Annotated in this window: 6 protein-coding genes; all 6 read right to left on the reverse strand. The window is 63.2% G+C overall.

Annotated elements, in window-relative coordinates; genetic code table 11:
- Positions 1-4: 4 nt before the first annotated feature.
- The gene (locus NKI01_RS09960) at positions 5-2,416 is read right to left on the reverse strand and encodes a dipeptide ABC transporter ATP-binding protein (protein WP_352589954.1); all 2,412 of its coding nucleotides are present in this window, start codon (positions 2,414-2,416) and stop codon (positions 5-7) included.
- A 79-nt stretch (positions 2,417-2,495) separates the two neighbouring features.
- Positions 2,496-3,653, reverse strand: coding sequence for an ABC transporter permease (locus NKI01_RS09965; protein ID WP_352482929.1), 1,158 nt, complete (start codon positions 3,651-3,653; stop codon positions 2,496-2,498).
- A gap of 12 nt (positions 3,654-3,665) precedes the next feature.
- The gene (locus NKI01_RS09970) at positions 3,666-4,700 is read right to left on the reverse strand and encodes an ABC transporter permease (RefSeq protein ID WP_023720873.1); all 1,035 of its coding nucleotides are present in this window, start codon (positions 4,698-4,700) and stop codon (positions 3,666-3,668) included.
- Positions 4,701-4,921: 221 nt separating this feature from the next.
- Positions 4,922-6,574, reverse strand: a complete 1,653-nt coding sequence (locus tag NKI01_RS09975) for an ABC transporter substrate-binding protein (RefSeq protein ID WP_023720874.1) — start codon at positions 6,572-6,574, stop codon at positions 4,922-4,924.
- A 260-nt stretch (positions 6,575-6,834) separates the two neighbouring features.
- Positions 6,835-12,885, reverse strand: a complete 6,051-nt coding sequence (locus NKI01_RS09980) for a translocation/assembly module TamB domain-containing protein (RefSeq protein ID WP_352963022.1) — start codon at positions 12,883-12,885, stop codon at positions 6,835-6,837.
- Positions 12,885-14,813, reverse strand: coding sequence for an autotransporter assembly complex protein TamA (locus NKI01_RS09985; RefSeq protein ID WP_352788499.1), 1,929 nt, complete (start codon positions 14,811-14,813; stop codon positions 12,885-12,887). Before NKI01_RS09985 ends, NKI01_RS09980 begins: the two co-directional genes overlap by 1 nt.
- Between the last annotated feature and the right edge of the window lie 152 nt (positions 14,814-14,965).

Genomic DNA, 14,965 nt, shown 5'->3' on the forward strand with positions numbered 1-14,965 from the left:
TATTTCAGCCGCCCTTGGGTTTGCGCGGCTTGCGCGTGGCGTTCTCAGCTTGGCGGCCGTCGCCGACTGTCGGCGGCGTGATTGGTGCCACCGCGCTATCGGCAGAGCTTGAGATGCCGCCGGTCTCTGAAACCTCGTCGCGAACCTCGTGACGGCGGGCTTTGGCGACCGCTTCGGCATTCTCCGCTGCCTGACCCTCGGCATCGGCTTCAACGCTGCCAGTCTTGCCATGCGGGCGCTTGGGCGGATCTCCAGCAAAGCCCGGGCCAACACCGTGGTTTGCATCATCCGGCACGCCCTCATTCGCCGCGTGTTCCTTGTCGAATTTAATCACCGGCTCCATTTTTGCCAGCACGTCGTCGGCCAGCCAGCACAGGCTCATATGACCGTCGCCGAGATTTTTGACCGGCGGCACCGTAGTTTCGCAAAGATTGTCCGGCACAAGTTTCTTGTAGCCGCAGCGCGTCTGGAACGGGCAGCCCGAGGGCGGGTTCATCGCCGACGGAATGTCGCCTTCGAGCACGATATGCCTTTTCACCACGCTGGTATCGGCAATCGGGATCGCCGACAGCAGCGCCTCGGTATAGGGGTGATAGGGCGGCGAAAATATCTGGTCGGTCGTGCCTTGCTCGACGATATAGCCGAGATACATGACGACGACGCGGTCGGCGATGTAGCGCACCACCGACAGATCGTGGCTGATGAACAGCATCGTGGTCTTGTTCTTGCGCTGGATGTCCATCAAGAGTTCGGTCACCGCCGCCTGGACGGACACATCCAGCGCCGAGACCGGCTCGTCGGCCACCACCACCTTGGCGTCGCCGGCAAAGGCCCGCGCCACGCCGATGCGCTGTTTCTGGCCACCTGAAAGCTGGCGCGGCTTGCGCGTCTCGAATGCCCTTGGCAGCTTCACCAGATCGAGCAGTTCCAGCATCCGCTTGCGGCGGTCGGCCACCGTGTCGCCGACATTGAACTTTTCCAGCGTACGGATGATCTGCGAACCGACCGAATGGCTGGGATTGAGTGTGTCGAACGGATTTTGGAACACCATCTGGATCGACGACACGGTGTCGACGCTGCGCTTCTCGATCCCGGTCGACTGGATTTCCTTGTTGCCCAGCTTCACGCGGCCGGAGCTTGCCGTTTCGAGGCCGAGCAACACCTTGGCCAGGGTCGATTTTCCGCAGCCGGATTCGCCAACGATAGCGACGGTCTCGGATTCGCGCGCCATGAAAGAGATCGTCTCGTTGGCCTTGACGACACGTCCTTCGCTCGAGCCGAACACTTCGCTGCCGCCGACTTTGTAGTACTTCCTGAGGTCTTCGATCTGGAGCACCGGCGCACCGGGCACCACGCGCTCGTTGACTTTCTTGGCGCCAGGCGGCAGCGCCTCCCAGTCGATCTCGTTGAAGCGTACGCAGCGCGAGAAATGCCCGTCATGGCCTTCGACCGCGATCATCGGAATTTCGGCGGCGTTGCAGACGCCCTCGACGAAATGGTGGCAGCGCGGGCCGAAATTGCAGCCCTTCGGCCGCTCGTGCGGCAGCGGCAACTGCCCCGGAATGGATATCAGAGGCCGCGAATTCTTGTCGGCGCCCGGCAACGGGATCGAGCGGAACAGGCCTTGCGTGTAGGGATGGCGCATCCGGTCGAAGACGTCCTTGATCTTGCCCGTCTCCACCGCTTCGCCCGAATACATCACCGTGATGCGGTCGCAGGTCTCCAGGATCAGGCCGAGATTGTGCGACACGAAGATCATCGAGGTCCCGAACTTCTCGCCCAGCCCCTTGACCAGATCGACGATACCGGCCTCAACCGTCACGTCGAGCGCTGTCGTCGGCTCGTCGAGCAGAAGCAGCGCAGGCTTCGACAGCAGCGCCATGGCAATGACGATGCGCTGCTGCTGGCCGCCGGAAAGCTGGTGTGGGTAGGAACGCATCATGCGCTCGGGATCCGGCAGCTTCACCGCGCGCACCATTTCCAACGCGCGTTTATAGGCTTCATCCTTCGATACCTTGTCGTGGATCAGTGGCACTTCCATCAGCTGCTGGCCGACCTTCATCGCCGGATTGAGACTGGCCATCGGCTCCTGGTAGATCATGGCGATCTTGTTGCCGCGGATGGCGCGCAGTTCCTCGTCGGACAGTTCTCCCATGTCCTTGCCTTGGAACTTGATCTTTCCGCCGACGATCTTTCCGATGTTCGAGAGGTCGCGCATGATGCCGAGCGACACGGTCGACTTGCCGCAGCCGGATTCGCCGACGATGCCCATCGCCTCGCCGGGCATGACCGTGCAGGAAAAATCCATGACGGCCGGGATCTCTCCCTTGCGGGTGAAGAAGGAGATCGACAGGTTCTCGATCTCGATGATCGGCCCATTGGTCGGCTTGGCGGGATTTCGAACTGCCTCATTCATGGGTCGCTCCAATCCTTGTTCTGCAGGCATGTCGGGCCGAACCCGGCATCGATCTTTCCCGGTTCAATCTTTCCCGGCATCAATCCTTCATCGACTGTTCGCGCAACGAATCCGCCAGGAGGTTGAGGCCGAGCACGAACGACATCAATGCGATCGTCGGCGGCAGCGCCGGGTGGATGAAAGAGCGCAGCAGCCGGCTGGCATCCTTGATCGCCGTGCCCCAGTCCGGGCTTTCCGGCGCCAGCCCCAGCCCGAAATAGCCGAGCGTGCCGAGCAGGATCGTAGTGTAGCCGATGCGCAGGCAGGCGTCGACGATCAGCGGCCCGCGCGCATTGGGCAATATCTCCCACAGCATGATGTACCAGGGCGATTCACCGCGCGTCTGCGCCGCCGCAACATAGTCGCGCGTTTTGATATCCATGACCAGGCCGCGCACGATGCGGAACACGCCCGGGCTGGAGGCGAACACCACTGCCACGAAGATGTTGAGCTGGTTGGGATCGATGTGGATGATCTTGAACGGATCGGCGTCGAAGACAAGGCCGGCATAGATCCAGCCGCCAACGACCAACGTCAGGCCAAGCAGGATATAGAGGCGGTCGGGCCGGTTCTTGTAGCGCGTCCAGAACAGCACGCTGAAGAAGATGATCGGGAACAGGAAGAACAGCCCGGCCATCGCGTAGGGGATCGGCGTGTCCATGATGCCTGGCGTCACCAGGAGGTAGAACAGCAGGATCACCGGGAAGGCCAGCACCAAATTGGCGAGGAAGGAGAGCACCGTATCGATCCTGCCGCCGTAATAGCCAGCCGGCAGGCCGAGCGTGATGCCGACCATCAGTGCAAAGCCGGTTGCCGCCGGCGCGATGATCAGCACGATCTGGCTGCCATAGACCATGCGGGAGAACACGTCGCGGGCGAGCTTGTCGCCGCCGAAATAGTATACAAGCTTCGACGCCGGCTCGATCGCGCCCGGCAGCGCGTCCTTCATGATCGGCACCTGGGCGAGCGGATCGAAGGGCGCGACGGTCGATGCGAAGATCGCCGTGAACAGCCAGAACAGGCAGATGCCGACGCCGACGATGCCGACGCCGCTGTCGAAAAGCTGGCCGTAAAGGCCAAGCTTCTTCTTGTAGCCGAAGCTCGCCCCCATCACCAGGGCGAGAGCGATCCAGACCGGCCAGAAGCGGGTAAGCACGCCGAGTACGACGTTGAAGGCGCTGAGATATTCGACCTGCATCCGCCCGGTCTCCTATTGAACTCTGATGCGGGGATTGAGGAACGCGTAGCCGACATCGGAGATGAGCTGTGTGATCAGGACGATAAACACCGAGACCAGCGAGCAGCCGAGCAGAAGATCGATGTCGTTGTTGCCGGCCGCCTCGACCAGCGTGTAGCCGAACCCCTGGTAGCGGAACATCACCTCGACGATGACGACGCCGGTGAGCAGCCAGGGGAACTGCAGCATGATGACCGTGAACGGTGCGATCAGCGCGTTGCGCAGAGCGTGCTTTACCACCACGCTGCCGAAGGAGAGGCCCTTCAGCCGGGCGGTTCGGATATATTGCTGCGTCATCACCTCGACCATCGAGGCGCGGGTCATGCGGGCGATGTAGCCGATGCCGTAGATCGCCAGCGTCATCACCGGCAAGGTGAAATTGTAGAAGGTGATGCCCTGGCTGGCCGAGGCCGCCGAGCCGTTCAGCACGCCGAGCCAGGAGGCGAAGATGACGGTGAAGATGACGCCCGAAACATATTCGGGCGTCGCCGTCGAGGCGATCGACGCCACCGACAATGTGCGGTCGGTGCGTGAGCCCTCGCGCATGCCGGCAAGAATGCCGATCAGGAGCGAGACCGGCACCATAACCGCAAGCACGCAGAGCATCAGGATGCCGGTGGCGCTGAGCGCCGGAAAGAGTTTCGAGGCGACCGTCGTCTTGAATTTGGTCGAGCAGCCGAAATCGCCTTGCAGGATGCCGGAAAATGTCGGCACGACCGGATCGTTGCAGAAGGAGAAACGCTGCGCTGGCTTGCCTGTCGCCGGGTCGGTCACCGGCTGCTTGGGCACGACGCCCAGCCATTGTCCGTAGCGGACAAAGAAATTCTGCCGATAGCCATGATTGACCAGCCAAGCCTCGAGCTGCTCGGCCGATGTGTGCATTTCGGTTTGGCTGATCGCGAGCTTCTTCAGATTGGGCCCGAGATTGACCAGGAAGAAGACGATCATCGTCAGGCACAGCATCGTCAATGCCATGGTGCCGAGACGCCTGATAACGAAAGAAAGCATGGCGGTCCCCTGCCGGTCGGGTTGGGGGGTGGAACCGGTTTGCAAGCCGTGCCCTGCCGCCAGCGGCAGAACAAGCCTTCAGACCAGTCCCAGATGCAATACCCTTTTTATTGCAGACCCCGGCCGAAGAGTCCGCAACTTTTTGCTGCGCCGACTTCCGGTCCAAGGACCATGCAACGAGCGAGAGAAAGGGGCCAGACGCCCCTTTCCGGATCGTCCGGTCAGGCCTGGTCGAGCCAGACCTTACCGTAGTCGCGCTCGAAGGTCGGGTGCATCTTGTAGTTCTGCACCGCCTTGACCGAATGGCTGTAGAGCTTGCGCCAATAAGGCTGGATGATAATGCCGGAATCCTGCAGGATCTGCTCGATATCCTTCATCATTTCCTTGCGCTTGGCGGCGTCGGCAACTGCCAGCGCAGCGTTGAGCTTGGCATCCCACTCGGGATTCGACCAAGCCGTCTCGTTCCAGGCTTCACCTGTACGATAGCCGATCGCCAGAACCTGGACGCCGAGCGGCCGCATGTTCCAGTTGGTCATCGACAGCGGATACTTCGTCCAGTCGTTCCAGAAGGTCGAACCCGGCAGCACCGTACGCTTTACCTTGATGCCGGCGTCGCGCATCTGCGCGGCGATCGCATCGCCGGTGTTCTTGTGCCAGTCTTCGTCGACCGTGATCAGCTCGTGCTCGAAATCGGCTTGGCCGGCTTCCGCCATCAGCGCCTTTGCCTTGGCCGGGTCGCGAGCAACCTTCGGCAATTCGTAGTATTCGGGATGGATCGGGGCGACATGGTGGTTCTCGGCAACCGTGCCGGCATTGCCGTAGCCGAGCTGGAGGACGACAGCGTTGTCGACCGCGAGCTGCAGGGCGTTGCGAACCTTCTGGTCGCCGTAAGGCTTGTTGGTCACATTGGTGCGGCAGACGATCGTCGAAGCGGTGACGACTTCGGACTTCGCCAGGTCCATGCCGTCGAGGATCGACACATAGTCGGCCGAGGTTTCGAAATTGGTGTGCACTTCGCCAGCTTCGAAAGCGCTGACCATCGCCGCCGGATCGGTGCCGTAGTCGATGAACTCGATGCCGTCGAGGAAGACCTCGCCATCCCACCACTTGTTGTCTTCACGACGCTTGTAGACCACTTTCTGGCCGACATCGTAAGAGACCAGCTCGAACGGCCCAGTGCCGATCGGGCAGGACTTGAAGTCGCCGCCTTTTTCGTCGAACGTCTTGTGGACGATGAGGCCGGGATAGTCGCACACGTTGGGAATGAGGGCGATATCGGGCTTGCTGAGCGTCAGCTTGATCGTGTGGTCGTCGACCTTGGTCACCGCGCTCTCATCCAGCTTGTCGTCCTTGACCAGCGAACCGAGGCGACCGGGCATAGAATTGCCTTCGGCCTTCTTGTCGGCCCAACGCTTGAGGTTGAAGATGACGTCGTCTGCGGTGAACGGATCGCCGTTGTTCCAGGTGACGCCTTTGCGCACATGCAGCGTGTATTCGGTAGCGTCGTCATTCACGTCCCAGCTCTCCAGCAGATAGGGGCGGAATGTGTATTCGGTGGTATATTTGACCAGCGGCTCGAGCGCCTGACGCTCGGCATTGGCGATTTCCGACCAGTCGGACTTGCGCGGATCCTTCGGATCCTTGATCCACTGCGCGACCTTCAATACGCCGCCTTTCTTGCCCTGGACCTCTTCCGCCTTGGCCGGCGTGGGGTCTGCAAGGCCAAGCATGCCATATGCCATCGCCGTCGACGCACCGAAGACGCTGGCGAGAGCCAGAAATTCGCGACGATCCATCTTGCCTGCCTTGGCGTCTTCGGCCATGGCCAGGATGTGATCGGGAACGCGGTCGCCGTTACTCTTGTAGATCGTCATGACTAACTCCCATTGTTGGCTTTCTGCCTTTTAACATTCCGCATTCGCGCCATGATGTCAAAGACGGCACGGATTGGGAACATGCCAAGGAATGTGCAACTTTGAAAGCAGGGCGGTTCGCGCGATAACGACAGTCTTGGCGCAAATTTGCTACTGCGCCAGGGATTTCGCGCGAAATCTCCACGGACAATTAAACCGGGACATTTGCTGCTGCGCCGCTCGTTCTTCGGGCAACCAACTGTTCTGCGCGAACAGCCGTTTTAATATTCCCGTTCATAGAAAACACCGCCTTTGGCTTCGCCGGCGTCGGTTGCCTCACCACGCAGCTTGACGCCGCGCCCGACGTCGAGATCGACGGTTGCCTTGCCCGAGCCGGGCCTATCGCCCTTCTGGATCGTCACGTAAGTGCGGTCGTTGAGATACTTGCCCGCCGAGACGGCGGTGCCGCCCTCTTCGTCGGTGATTACGTCGAGATCGTCGACGCCGATCGCGCTGCGCAGGTTCTGCAGCAGGGAGGTCGAGCCGCCGACGCCGGCCAGTTGTCCGGCAGCCTCGGCAAGCTGCGCGATCTGCAGCGGCGACAGGTTCGACATCGAACGGCCGAAGATCAGCTGCGCCAGCACCTCGTCCTCCGGCAGCGCGGGTACCGAGGAGAAGGTGAATTTCGGGTTGGTCGCCTCGCCCGACACCACGATGGTCACGGTGGCGCTGGTTGTCTTGGATTGCGCCGTAAGGTTGAGGTAGGGCACCAGAGAGCCCGAGAAGCCGACCGTGCCTTCGGTGAAGGTCAGCCGCTTGGCAAGGATCGTCAGCCGCCCGCGCCGCAAGGTGAAGGTGCCGACCGCCTGGGGTGACGATGCCGGACCGGTCAGCCGCAGCGAACCGCCGAGCTCGGCGTCGACGCCCCTGCCCTGGATGAAGATCTGGCTCGGCGCATTGATCGTGACGTCGAGGTTGAGGCCACTGCCGCCGCCACCGCTGCTTGCAGCGGCCGGGCGCAACGCCTTGTCCTGCGCACGCACGGCTGCCGGCGCATTCTTGTGCTTGACGTTGAGCTCGGCCAGCGAGCCGGGCAGCTTTTCGGGTACGGTGATGACGGTCTTGGCCAGGTTGACGGTACCGGAAATCACCGGCCCGGAGGTGAGCGGTCCCTTGATGGTCAGGTCGCCGCCGAGGTTAGCAGTGACCACCTTGCCGTCGGTATAACGGCCGTCGACCAGTTTGACCGACAGGTCGGCTGGGAAACCCTTAGCCGGATCGATGCCGACGGTGCCGCTGGCCGAAAGGCTGCCACGCGTCGACAGCGTGCCGGTCAGGCGGTTGATCCTGGCCACGCCACCACCGATAGCGACATCGGCGGTGATGTCGTTGATCGCGAGCCCCGAGCGCGCGTCGACCAGGCGGGCGCCTGACGTACGGACCGTGCCTGAGATCACCGGCGACGTCGCCGGGCCGCGCACCTGCACATCGACGTCGGCCGTGCCGCTCAAGGACAGGCCTTGCGCGGCGAGTGTCCTGGTGAGGAAGGCGAACGGCACCTTGCCGGAAAAGTTGAGATCAAGGGTGGGCGCGCCTGATGTCGTCATCGTGCCGCCGCCCTTGAGGCCAAGGCCGGCGGCATCGCTCATGTTGGCGTCGAAGGTCAGTCTGTTGCCCGAATACGTACCTGAAGACGAAACGCCCATGCCGCCGAAACCTGCACCGCGGGTCTGCGACGTCTGAACGCCTCTGGCGTCGATCTTGAAGGCGACGGCCGGATTGGCCGGCGCGCCCGTCACCTTCACCGTGCCCGAGACGGAGCCGGCGGCATCGAGGCCAGGCGAAAAACTGTTGGCTATCGAGATCGGGACGCGGGCCAGCGTCGCGTTGAGGTCGAGCGCCTGCCCAGCCTTGCCCGTGACCGTCGCCGTTCCGCCGCCGAGGTTGAGCACCAGCCTGTCGAGGCTGGTCACTCCATTGGCGATGTTGATGGTCGAGGCCTGGGCGATAGCCGCCTTGATGCCGCGAATGGTCGCCTCGCCGGAGGCAAGTTCGACCGTCGTCGTGCCCTTGACCGCCCTGACCCGGCCGCCGGCCTTCAGCGGAATATCCTTCACGGTGGCGCCACCGGAGAAACCGGTCCATTCGCCGTCGCGCTTGAGATCGACGTCGACACCACGGATAACCGTGCCGCCGGAAGTGACGCTGTCGGCACGGATTTTTCCGGAGATCACCGGTGCCGCCAGGTAGTTGGCGATCAGCGCATCGATGGTCACGGCCTTGGCCGAGACATCGCCGCGCGAGATCGAGCCCGTCGTCGCCTTGATGGCGACCTGCGGCACGGCGCCAGCCTTGGAGAAGGCGATCGTGCCGCGCACATCGCCATCGGCCTTTTCCAGTGCCAGGGCAGCAAGCGGACCGATATCGGGCAGGTCCAGTGCTACCGTACCGACCGGCACGAAGGCATCGTCGAGCGCCAGGTCGCCGGAAATACGGTTCTTGCCCAGCGACAGCAAAAGCCCGTTGATGGCGCGTTTGCCGTCCGATGTCGCCAGCACGGCACTACCCTGCAGCGACTGGCCCGCGACATTTCCGGTGAGTTGTACATTCGCCGCCGGGTTGGCGGCATCAGCCTTGCCGGTGGCGGTGAGCTTCAGTCCGGTGATCTCACGCGCCGCCACCGAAAGCCTATCGCTGTTGACAGTCAGCGACAGATCCGGCGCGGTGCTGGCGCCTTGCGCATTCAGCGCGAAAGAAATAGCGCCTTTGGCATCCTTGGATAGCAGCGAGACGTCGCCCAGCGCGCCTTTGACGTCGGCGCTCAGCTTGTTATCGGCAAGGCTCGCCTGCCCGTCTGCGGTCAGCGCGCCTGATGACAGCCTGATCGCGTTGGCGGTGACATTGCCGTTGGCGTCTCGCTTCAGCGCGGCACTGAGTTGCGTCCGCTCGGCGAGCATGCCACGCGCCGCTACTGGCAGCGCCGCCGACGCGGCATCCGCCTTGAGATTTAGATCGATGGCGCCGTCGGCCAGCGAGACCCGCCCGTTGAAGCCGCTGTTCAACGCGTCGCTGGTCACGGTGCCGCTATCGATGATGACAGCGTCGGCGGCAAGGCTGCCGGCGACTTTGGCAGTGACCTTGCCGGCGATCAGCGGCGCGACGGTCGGATTGTCGAGGCCGATTTTTCCGGCGGTCACCGAGCCGAAGATCGGCCCGCTCCGGGCTTTCACGTCGAAGCGGTCGGAGTGCAGCGCAAGCGTGATGCCCTCGATCTTAGCTAGATTGGTGGCGGCCGATGGCAGCGTCGCGGAGATGTCGAGCTTCGGCTGGGTGCCCTGCCCGGCCGCCTTTAGCGACAGCGTCTGCAGCTCGAGCTTGATCGGGCTCTCCTTGCTGCCGAGCGAAAGCGGCAGGCTCGGGCCGGTGGATGCGAGGTCGAGCGAGAAATCGCTGGCACCGTTCGGATTGATGGTGCCGGCTGCCTTGCCGGAGATTTTCTCGCCGGCAAGCGTCGCATGCTCGATGGCGACGCCGCTGGCCGACGAGAAACGGCCAGCCGCATCGAGATTGAGCGGCCCGAGCCCGGCCCGCCGGGTCTGGCTGGTTTCGCCGCCGCTGAGCCGGGCGTTGAAGCGAATGTCTGGGGCAGCCGACGATCCCGTGACTTGCGCGGTGCCGCTGAGCGTGCCCGCGGCATCGAGGCCCGGTGAAAAATCATTGGCAAGTGCTGCCGGCACCGCCGACAAGGTGGCAGCGAGATCGAGCGTCTGGCCAGCCGTACCCGACACGGCAACCGAACCACCGCCGACACCGAGCGCCAGTTTCTCTATGCTCACCATGCCATTGGCGATTGTCAGCGCCGATGGCTGCGCGACCGCTGCCTTGATGCCGCGGATGGTCGCCTCGCCGGAGGCAAGCTCGATGCTGGTGATGCCGTTCGCAACCCTGACCCGCCCGGCCGCGCTGGCCGGAATGCCGGCGACCGTGGCGCCGCCGCTAAAGCCGGTCCAGTCGCCATCGCGCTTCAGGTCGACGTCGATGCCGCTGATCACCGTGGTTCCGGAGGTGATCGTGTCGGCCTTGATCTTGCCGGAGATCGCCGGGGCTTTGAGATAATTGGCGACCAGAGCGTTGACGGCGATTGTCTTCGCCGCCAGTTCGCCGCGCGAAATCGCGGCGCTCGTCGCATCGATCGCGACCGTCGGCGCACCATTGTCATTCGCGAAACGGATCGTGCCACGCACGTCGCCGGCTACCGTTTGGCCGGCAAGTCTGGCCAGCGGAGCAATATCCGCGGCATCGAGGTTCAACGTGCCGAGCGGCAGCAGGTTGTCGTCGAGCCCGAGGTCGCCGGAGACCTTGTTGTCGGCCAGTGAGACGGCAAGTCCATTGATGGAGCGCTTGCCGTCGGTGGTGACCAGCGATGCCTTGAGGTCGAGCGGCTGGTCGTCGACCGAGCCGGTCAGCGAGACATCGGCGGCAGGGCTGGCAATGTCGGCCTTGCCGCTCGCGCTCAACTTGATCTGCTTCACCGCATGGCCGGACGCCGTCAGGCTGTCGCTGTTGGCCGAAACCGAGAAATCCGGTGCGCTGCGCGCGCCGCTTGCCGTCAGCGCGAAACCGACGGCGCCGCCGACCTTCGCGCCGACCAGCGGCGACAGTACCGACACGTCGCCGAGCGTGCCCTTGATATCGGCCCGGATATCGGTGCCTTGCGCACTGGCGGTGCCGCTGGCACTAAGCGTGCCGGAGGTGAGCTGCAATGCGTTGGCGGCGAACGCACCGTCCGGGTCGCGTGTCGCGGTTGCGGAAAACTGCACACGCTCGCCGAGAACCGAGCTGATCTGCGGCGGCAGCGCCGCCGAAGCCGCGTCGGCATTCATCTTGAGCGTCATCGACAGATCGGCCAGCGCCACAGTGGCCGTCACGGACGCATTGAGCGCGTCGCTGCGCAGCGTGCCTTGGTCGACAACGACCTGTTCCTTGCTGACCGAGCCGGCGAGACCGGCGCTGACCCTTCCCGTTATCAGCGGCGCCAATGTCGCAACGTCGGTGTTCAGGCCGGCCGCCGTCAGCTTGATGGTGACGGGCCCGCTACGGTTCTGGATGTCGAAGCCATCAGAATGCACTTGCCCGATCAGGTCGTCCACCCGCGTGCCGCCCGCCACCACGGAGACCAGCGACGCGCCGATATCCACCATCGGCGCCTTGCCATCGCCGAAAGCGCGGACCGTGGCGTCATTGATCGCCACGGTTATCGGCTGTGCCTCGCTGCCGAGGCTAAGCACGATCGGCGGTCCTTTCGCGGCGAGTTTCACAGAAAGATCGCTGACGCCGTTCGGATCGACAATGCCGGCGGCGGTCGCGTGCACGGCGCCGCTGTCGATATTGGCGCGCTCGACATCGACGCCGCCGGCCGCGGTCGCTGTGCCGGCAAGGTCGAAGGTGGTCTTGCCGGCAAACAGCGGTTTCAGGGTTTCGGGCAGGAAGCGCTCGAATTCGCCATCGCCGTTGGCCTCGACATAATGGCCCTTATCGGTGAGCTGATGGCGACCGGTGAGTTGGGTGACGATCCGGCCGTCGACAACGAAAGTCCCAATACCATTCCAGTTGGCGAGCGGTCCTGTGCCGGAAACGACAATGTCGACTGGCGGCGCGCCCGGCAGCTTGAGCAGGTTGGCGATGATGCCGCCGGCCGGCTCGGATGCCTTGAGGTCTAAGTCGAGCTTGTTGTCAGCCGGCGCGAAATGGGCTTTGGCGTCGACCGTGCCTTGCTTGCCGTCATGGCGAACGATGTTGAGGCTGCTCTCGATCGCCAATGGCGAGGCGTCCGCCTTGAGCGCTCCCTTGGCTGCAAGTTCGGCGACGCCGCTGCCGGCCAGAGCCTGCCCGAGCGCGACTTCGGGAAGGTCGAGTTGCTTGACGTCGATGGAAACCGGCAGCGTCGCCGCTCCGCTTTGGCTCGGCTGCGTGCTGGCCACCGGCAGCCGTGCCAGCTCGATGCGCTCGGCCCCAATGCGATCGGCGCTGAAGCTCTTCGACAGGAGTGCCAGAGGCGACCAGTCGACTGCCACCTTGCGCGCCACCATCCAGGCGCCTTCGCGATCCTCCAGAACGACATGATCGACCCTCAGCGCTCCCGACCAGATGCCGTCGATGCCGACGACAGTGACCTTGCGATCGCCGCTCGAGGCCAAGGTCGAGATGATGCCGGCAAGGTTTTCGCGGCCGCCCTCGGTTTTGGTCAGCACGATGAGCGCCCCCACCGCCGCTGCCACGACGATGAGCAGCGTGTAGAAAAGGATACGGAGGATGCGCCTGAATATTGCCATCAGAATGCCTGGCCGATGCCGGCATAAATGCCGAAATGAGGATCGTCGGGGCCGCGGTTGAGCGGCACTGCCGCGTCGATGCGCAGCGGCCCGAACGCCGTCAGATAGCGCAAGCCTACACCCGCGCCGACCTTCATGTCCGAAAAATCGGGGACCTGCCTGGTCGACACCGTGCCGGCATCGACGAACGGCACGACGCCGATCTTGTCGGTGACGGCGATGCGCATCTCGACAGAGGTCTCGAAGAAGGAAAGCCCGCCGATCGGCTCTCCATTGCTGTCCTTCGGGCCGATGCCCTGATAGGCATAGCCGCGCACCGAGCCGCCGCCGCCGGAGTAGAAGCGCCGGTCGGCCGGAACATCCTGAAGACCGGCGCCGATGATCGAGCCGATGGCGACACGTTCGGCAAAAACGAATTTCGAGGCCGAATCGAGCGACTGGTAGGCCGACCCCTCGCCTTTCAGCTTGACGAACGCAGCCCCGCTCAAAATGTCGTAGCTCGGCTCGGCATAGGCCAGCACCCTGAAGCCCCTGGTCGGATTGAGCTTGCTGTCGCGATTATCGTAGACATATTGCAGCGGAATGCTGGCGATCAGATAGGTGTGTTTGCCGAAAGCGTCGTGGATCCTGGAATAGTCGAGCGCGACTTGCGCGGAAACCGTCTGCTTTTTGTCGAGTTCGTAGGACAGGCCGGTGCTGCCCTTGACCGAGAAATGGTCGTAGGCGTCGGGGTGCTCCAGCACGGTGTTGACACTGGCAATGAATTTCGACGCCGGCCCGACCACGCCCGGCTTTTCGAACATGACGCCGGCATTGTAATTGAGCTGGGTCAAGTCGTTGCTGCCGATGCCGCTGATCTTGCCGTCGATGCGCAGCTTTTCGGCGCGGCCAAACAGATTGCGGTGGCCCCAATAGCCCTCGAGGCCCAGCCCTTCGGTGTTTGAGAAGCTGCCGCCAATGCCGAAATAGCGCGGCTTACGTTCGCTTACCTGGACACCGATCGGGATGTTGCCCTCGACGTCGAGGGCGTCGGCTTCCTTCACCGTCACGCTGTTGAAGACCTCGAGCCCGAGCAGCCGGTCGCGCGCATCGTCGATCTCATCGGGCGAATATTGGCGGCCGCGCTTCAGGCCGGTCATATATTCGGTGAAGTCGCGGTCGACCTTTTCGGTGCCCTCGACAGTGGTGTCGCCATAGCCGGCGACCGGCCCGGCCGCGACGGTGAGCGTCACGTCGAGCGTCGACCCGGCGTGCTCGGCGACGATCTCGCGGCCCGTCACCTTGGCCAACGGCCTGCCTTCTTGCTTGAGTGCCCGCACGATCGCCGCCTCGGCCTTGAGCACGGCGCCCGAACCGGCGTCACCGCCGGCGATCAGGCCGAAATCGGCACTTGCCAGCCCCGCTGCATCGCCTTTCAGTCTGATGTTGCCAAGCGTGAATTTCGGCCCGGCTGCTATGCTTATCACCACCGGAATCGGCTGCGGGCCGGAAAACTCGGCATCGGGCGGCAGATCGTCGAGCGGCTTGCCCTGAATAGTGATGGTGACGACACCCTCGTAGCGCGCGTCCGCGTAGAGCGCGGCGACAAGTTGCTCACGGTCGCTGCGCGCCTTGGCCAAAAGACCCAGCGAACCTGATACCGGGTGTTCCTCGTCGGCTTTCAGCGCCGAGGCGTTTTCGAGCTTCTCGGCGAGATCCTCGTCGGCGTCGGGCGCTTCTATCGTCACGGCATAGCGCAGTGGGTCGACGATGTCGGCATCTTCGTCCTTTGACGACCCCCAGAGCTTGATGCCGAAAATCTCGAAGGCTGCCGCACTTCCGGTTTCGGCAACAAGTGCCGTCGAGCACAACAAAGCGAAAAGCAGGGCGCGCGAAAGCGCGCGCTGTGGCGCGGTTCCTCCCGACATCTGCCTTTCATACGCCGGCATTATGCTCCTAGCCTAGCTCGCAAACCTAAAATTGGAATGAAGTTCTGAAGCACTCGTAAAGGGGCCACAATCCAATTGCTGAAATAGACAGGGCTTGGAACTCACACCTTCTGCGTCGCCGCAAGAAAGCGTGATCCCCTGTCCTATGGAGC

The organism is Mesorhizobium sp. M0815 (assembly GCF_040319995.1).
Taxonomy (GTDB): Bacteria; Pseudomonadota; Alphaproteobacteria; order Rhizobiales; family Rhizobiaceae; genus Mesorhizobium.

Excerpts from the sequence above, each read along its gene's own strand:
- NKI01_RS09965 (WP_352482929.1), bottom strand. The coding sequence starts at position 3,653 with ATGCAGGTCGAATATCTCAGCGCCTTCAACGTCGTACTCGGCGTGCTT.
- NKI01_RS09980 (WP_352963022.1), bottom strand. The coding sequence starts at position 12,885 with ATGGCAATATTCAGGCGCATCCTCCGTATCCTTTTCTACACGCTGCTC.
- NKI01_RS09960 (WP_352589954.1), bottom strand. The coding sequence starts at position 2,416 with ATGAATGAGGCAGTTCGAAATCCCGCCAAGCCGACCAATGGGCCGATC.
- NKI01_RS09985 (WP_352788499.1), bottom strand. The coding sequence starts at position 14,813 with ATGCCGGCGTATGAAAGGCAGATGTCGGGAGGAACCGCGCCACAGCGC.
- NKI01_RS09975 (WP_023720874.1), bottom strand. The coding sequence starts at position 6,574 with ATGACGATCTACAAGAGTAACGGCGACCGCGTTCCCGATCACATCCTG.
- NKI01_RS09970 (WP_023720873.1), bottom strand. The coding sequence starts at position 4,700 with ATGCTTTCTTTCGTTATCAGGCGTCTCGGCACCATGGCATTGACGATG.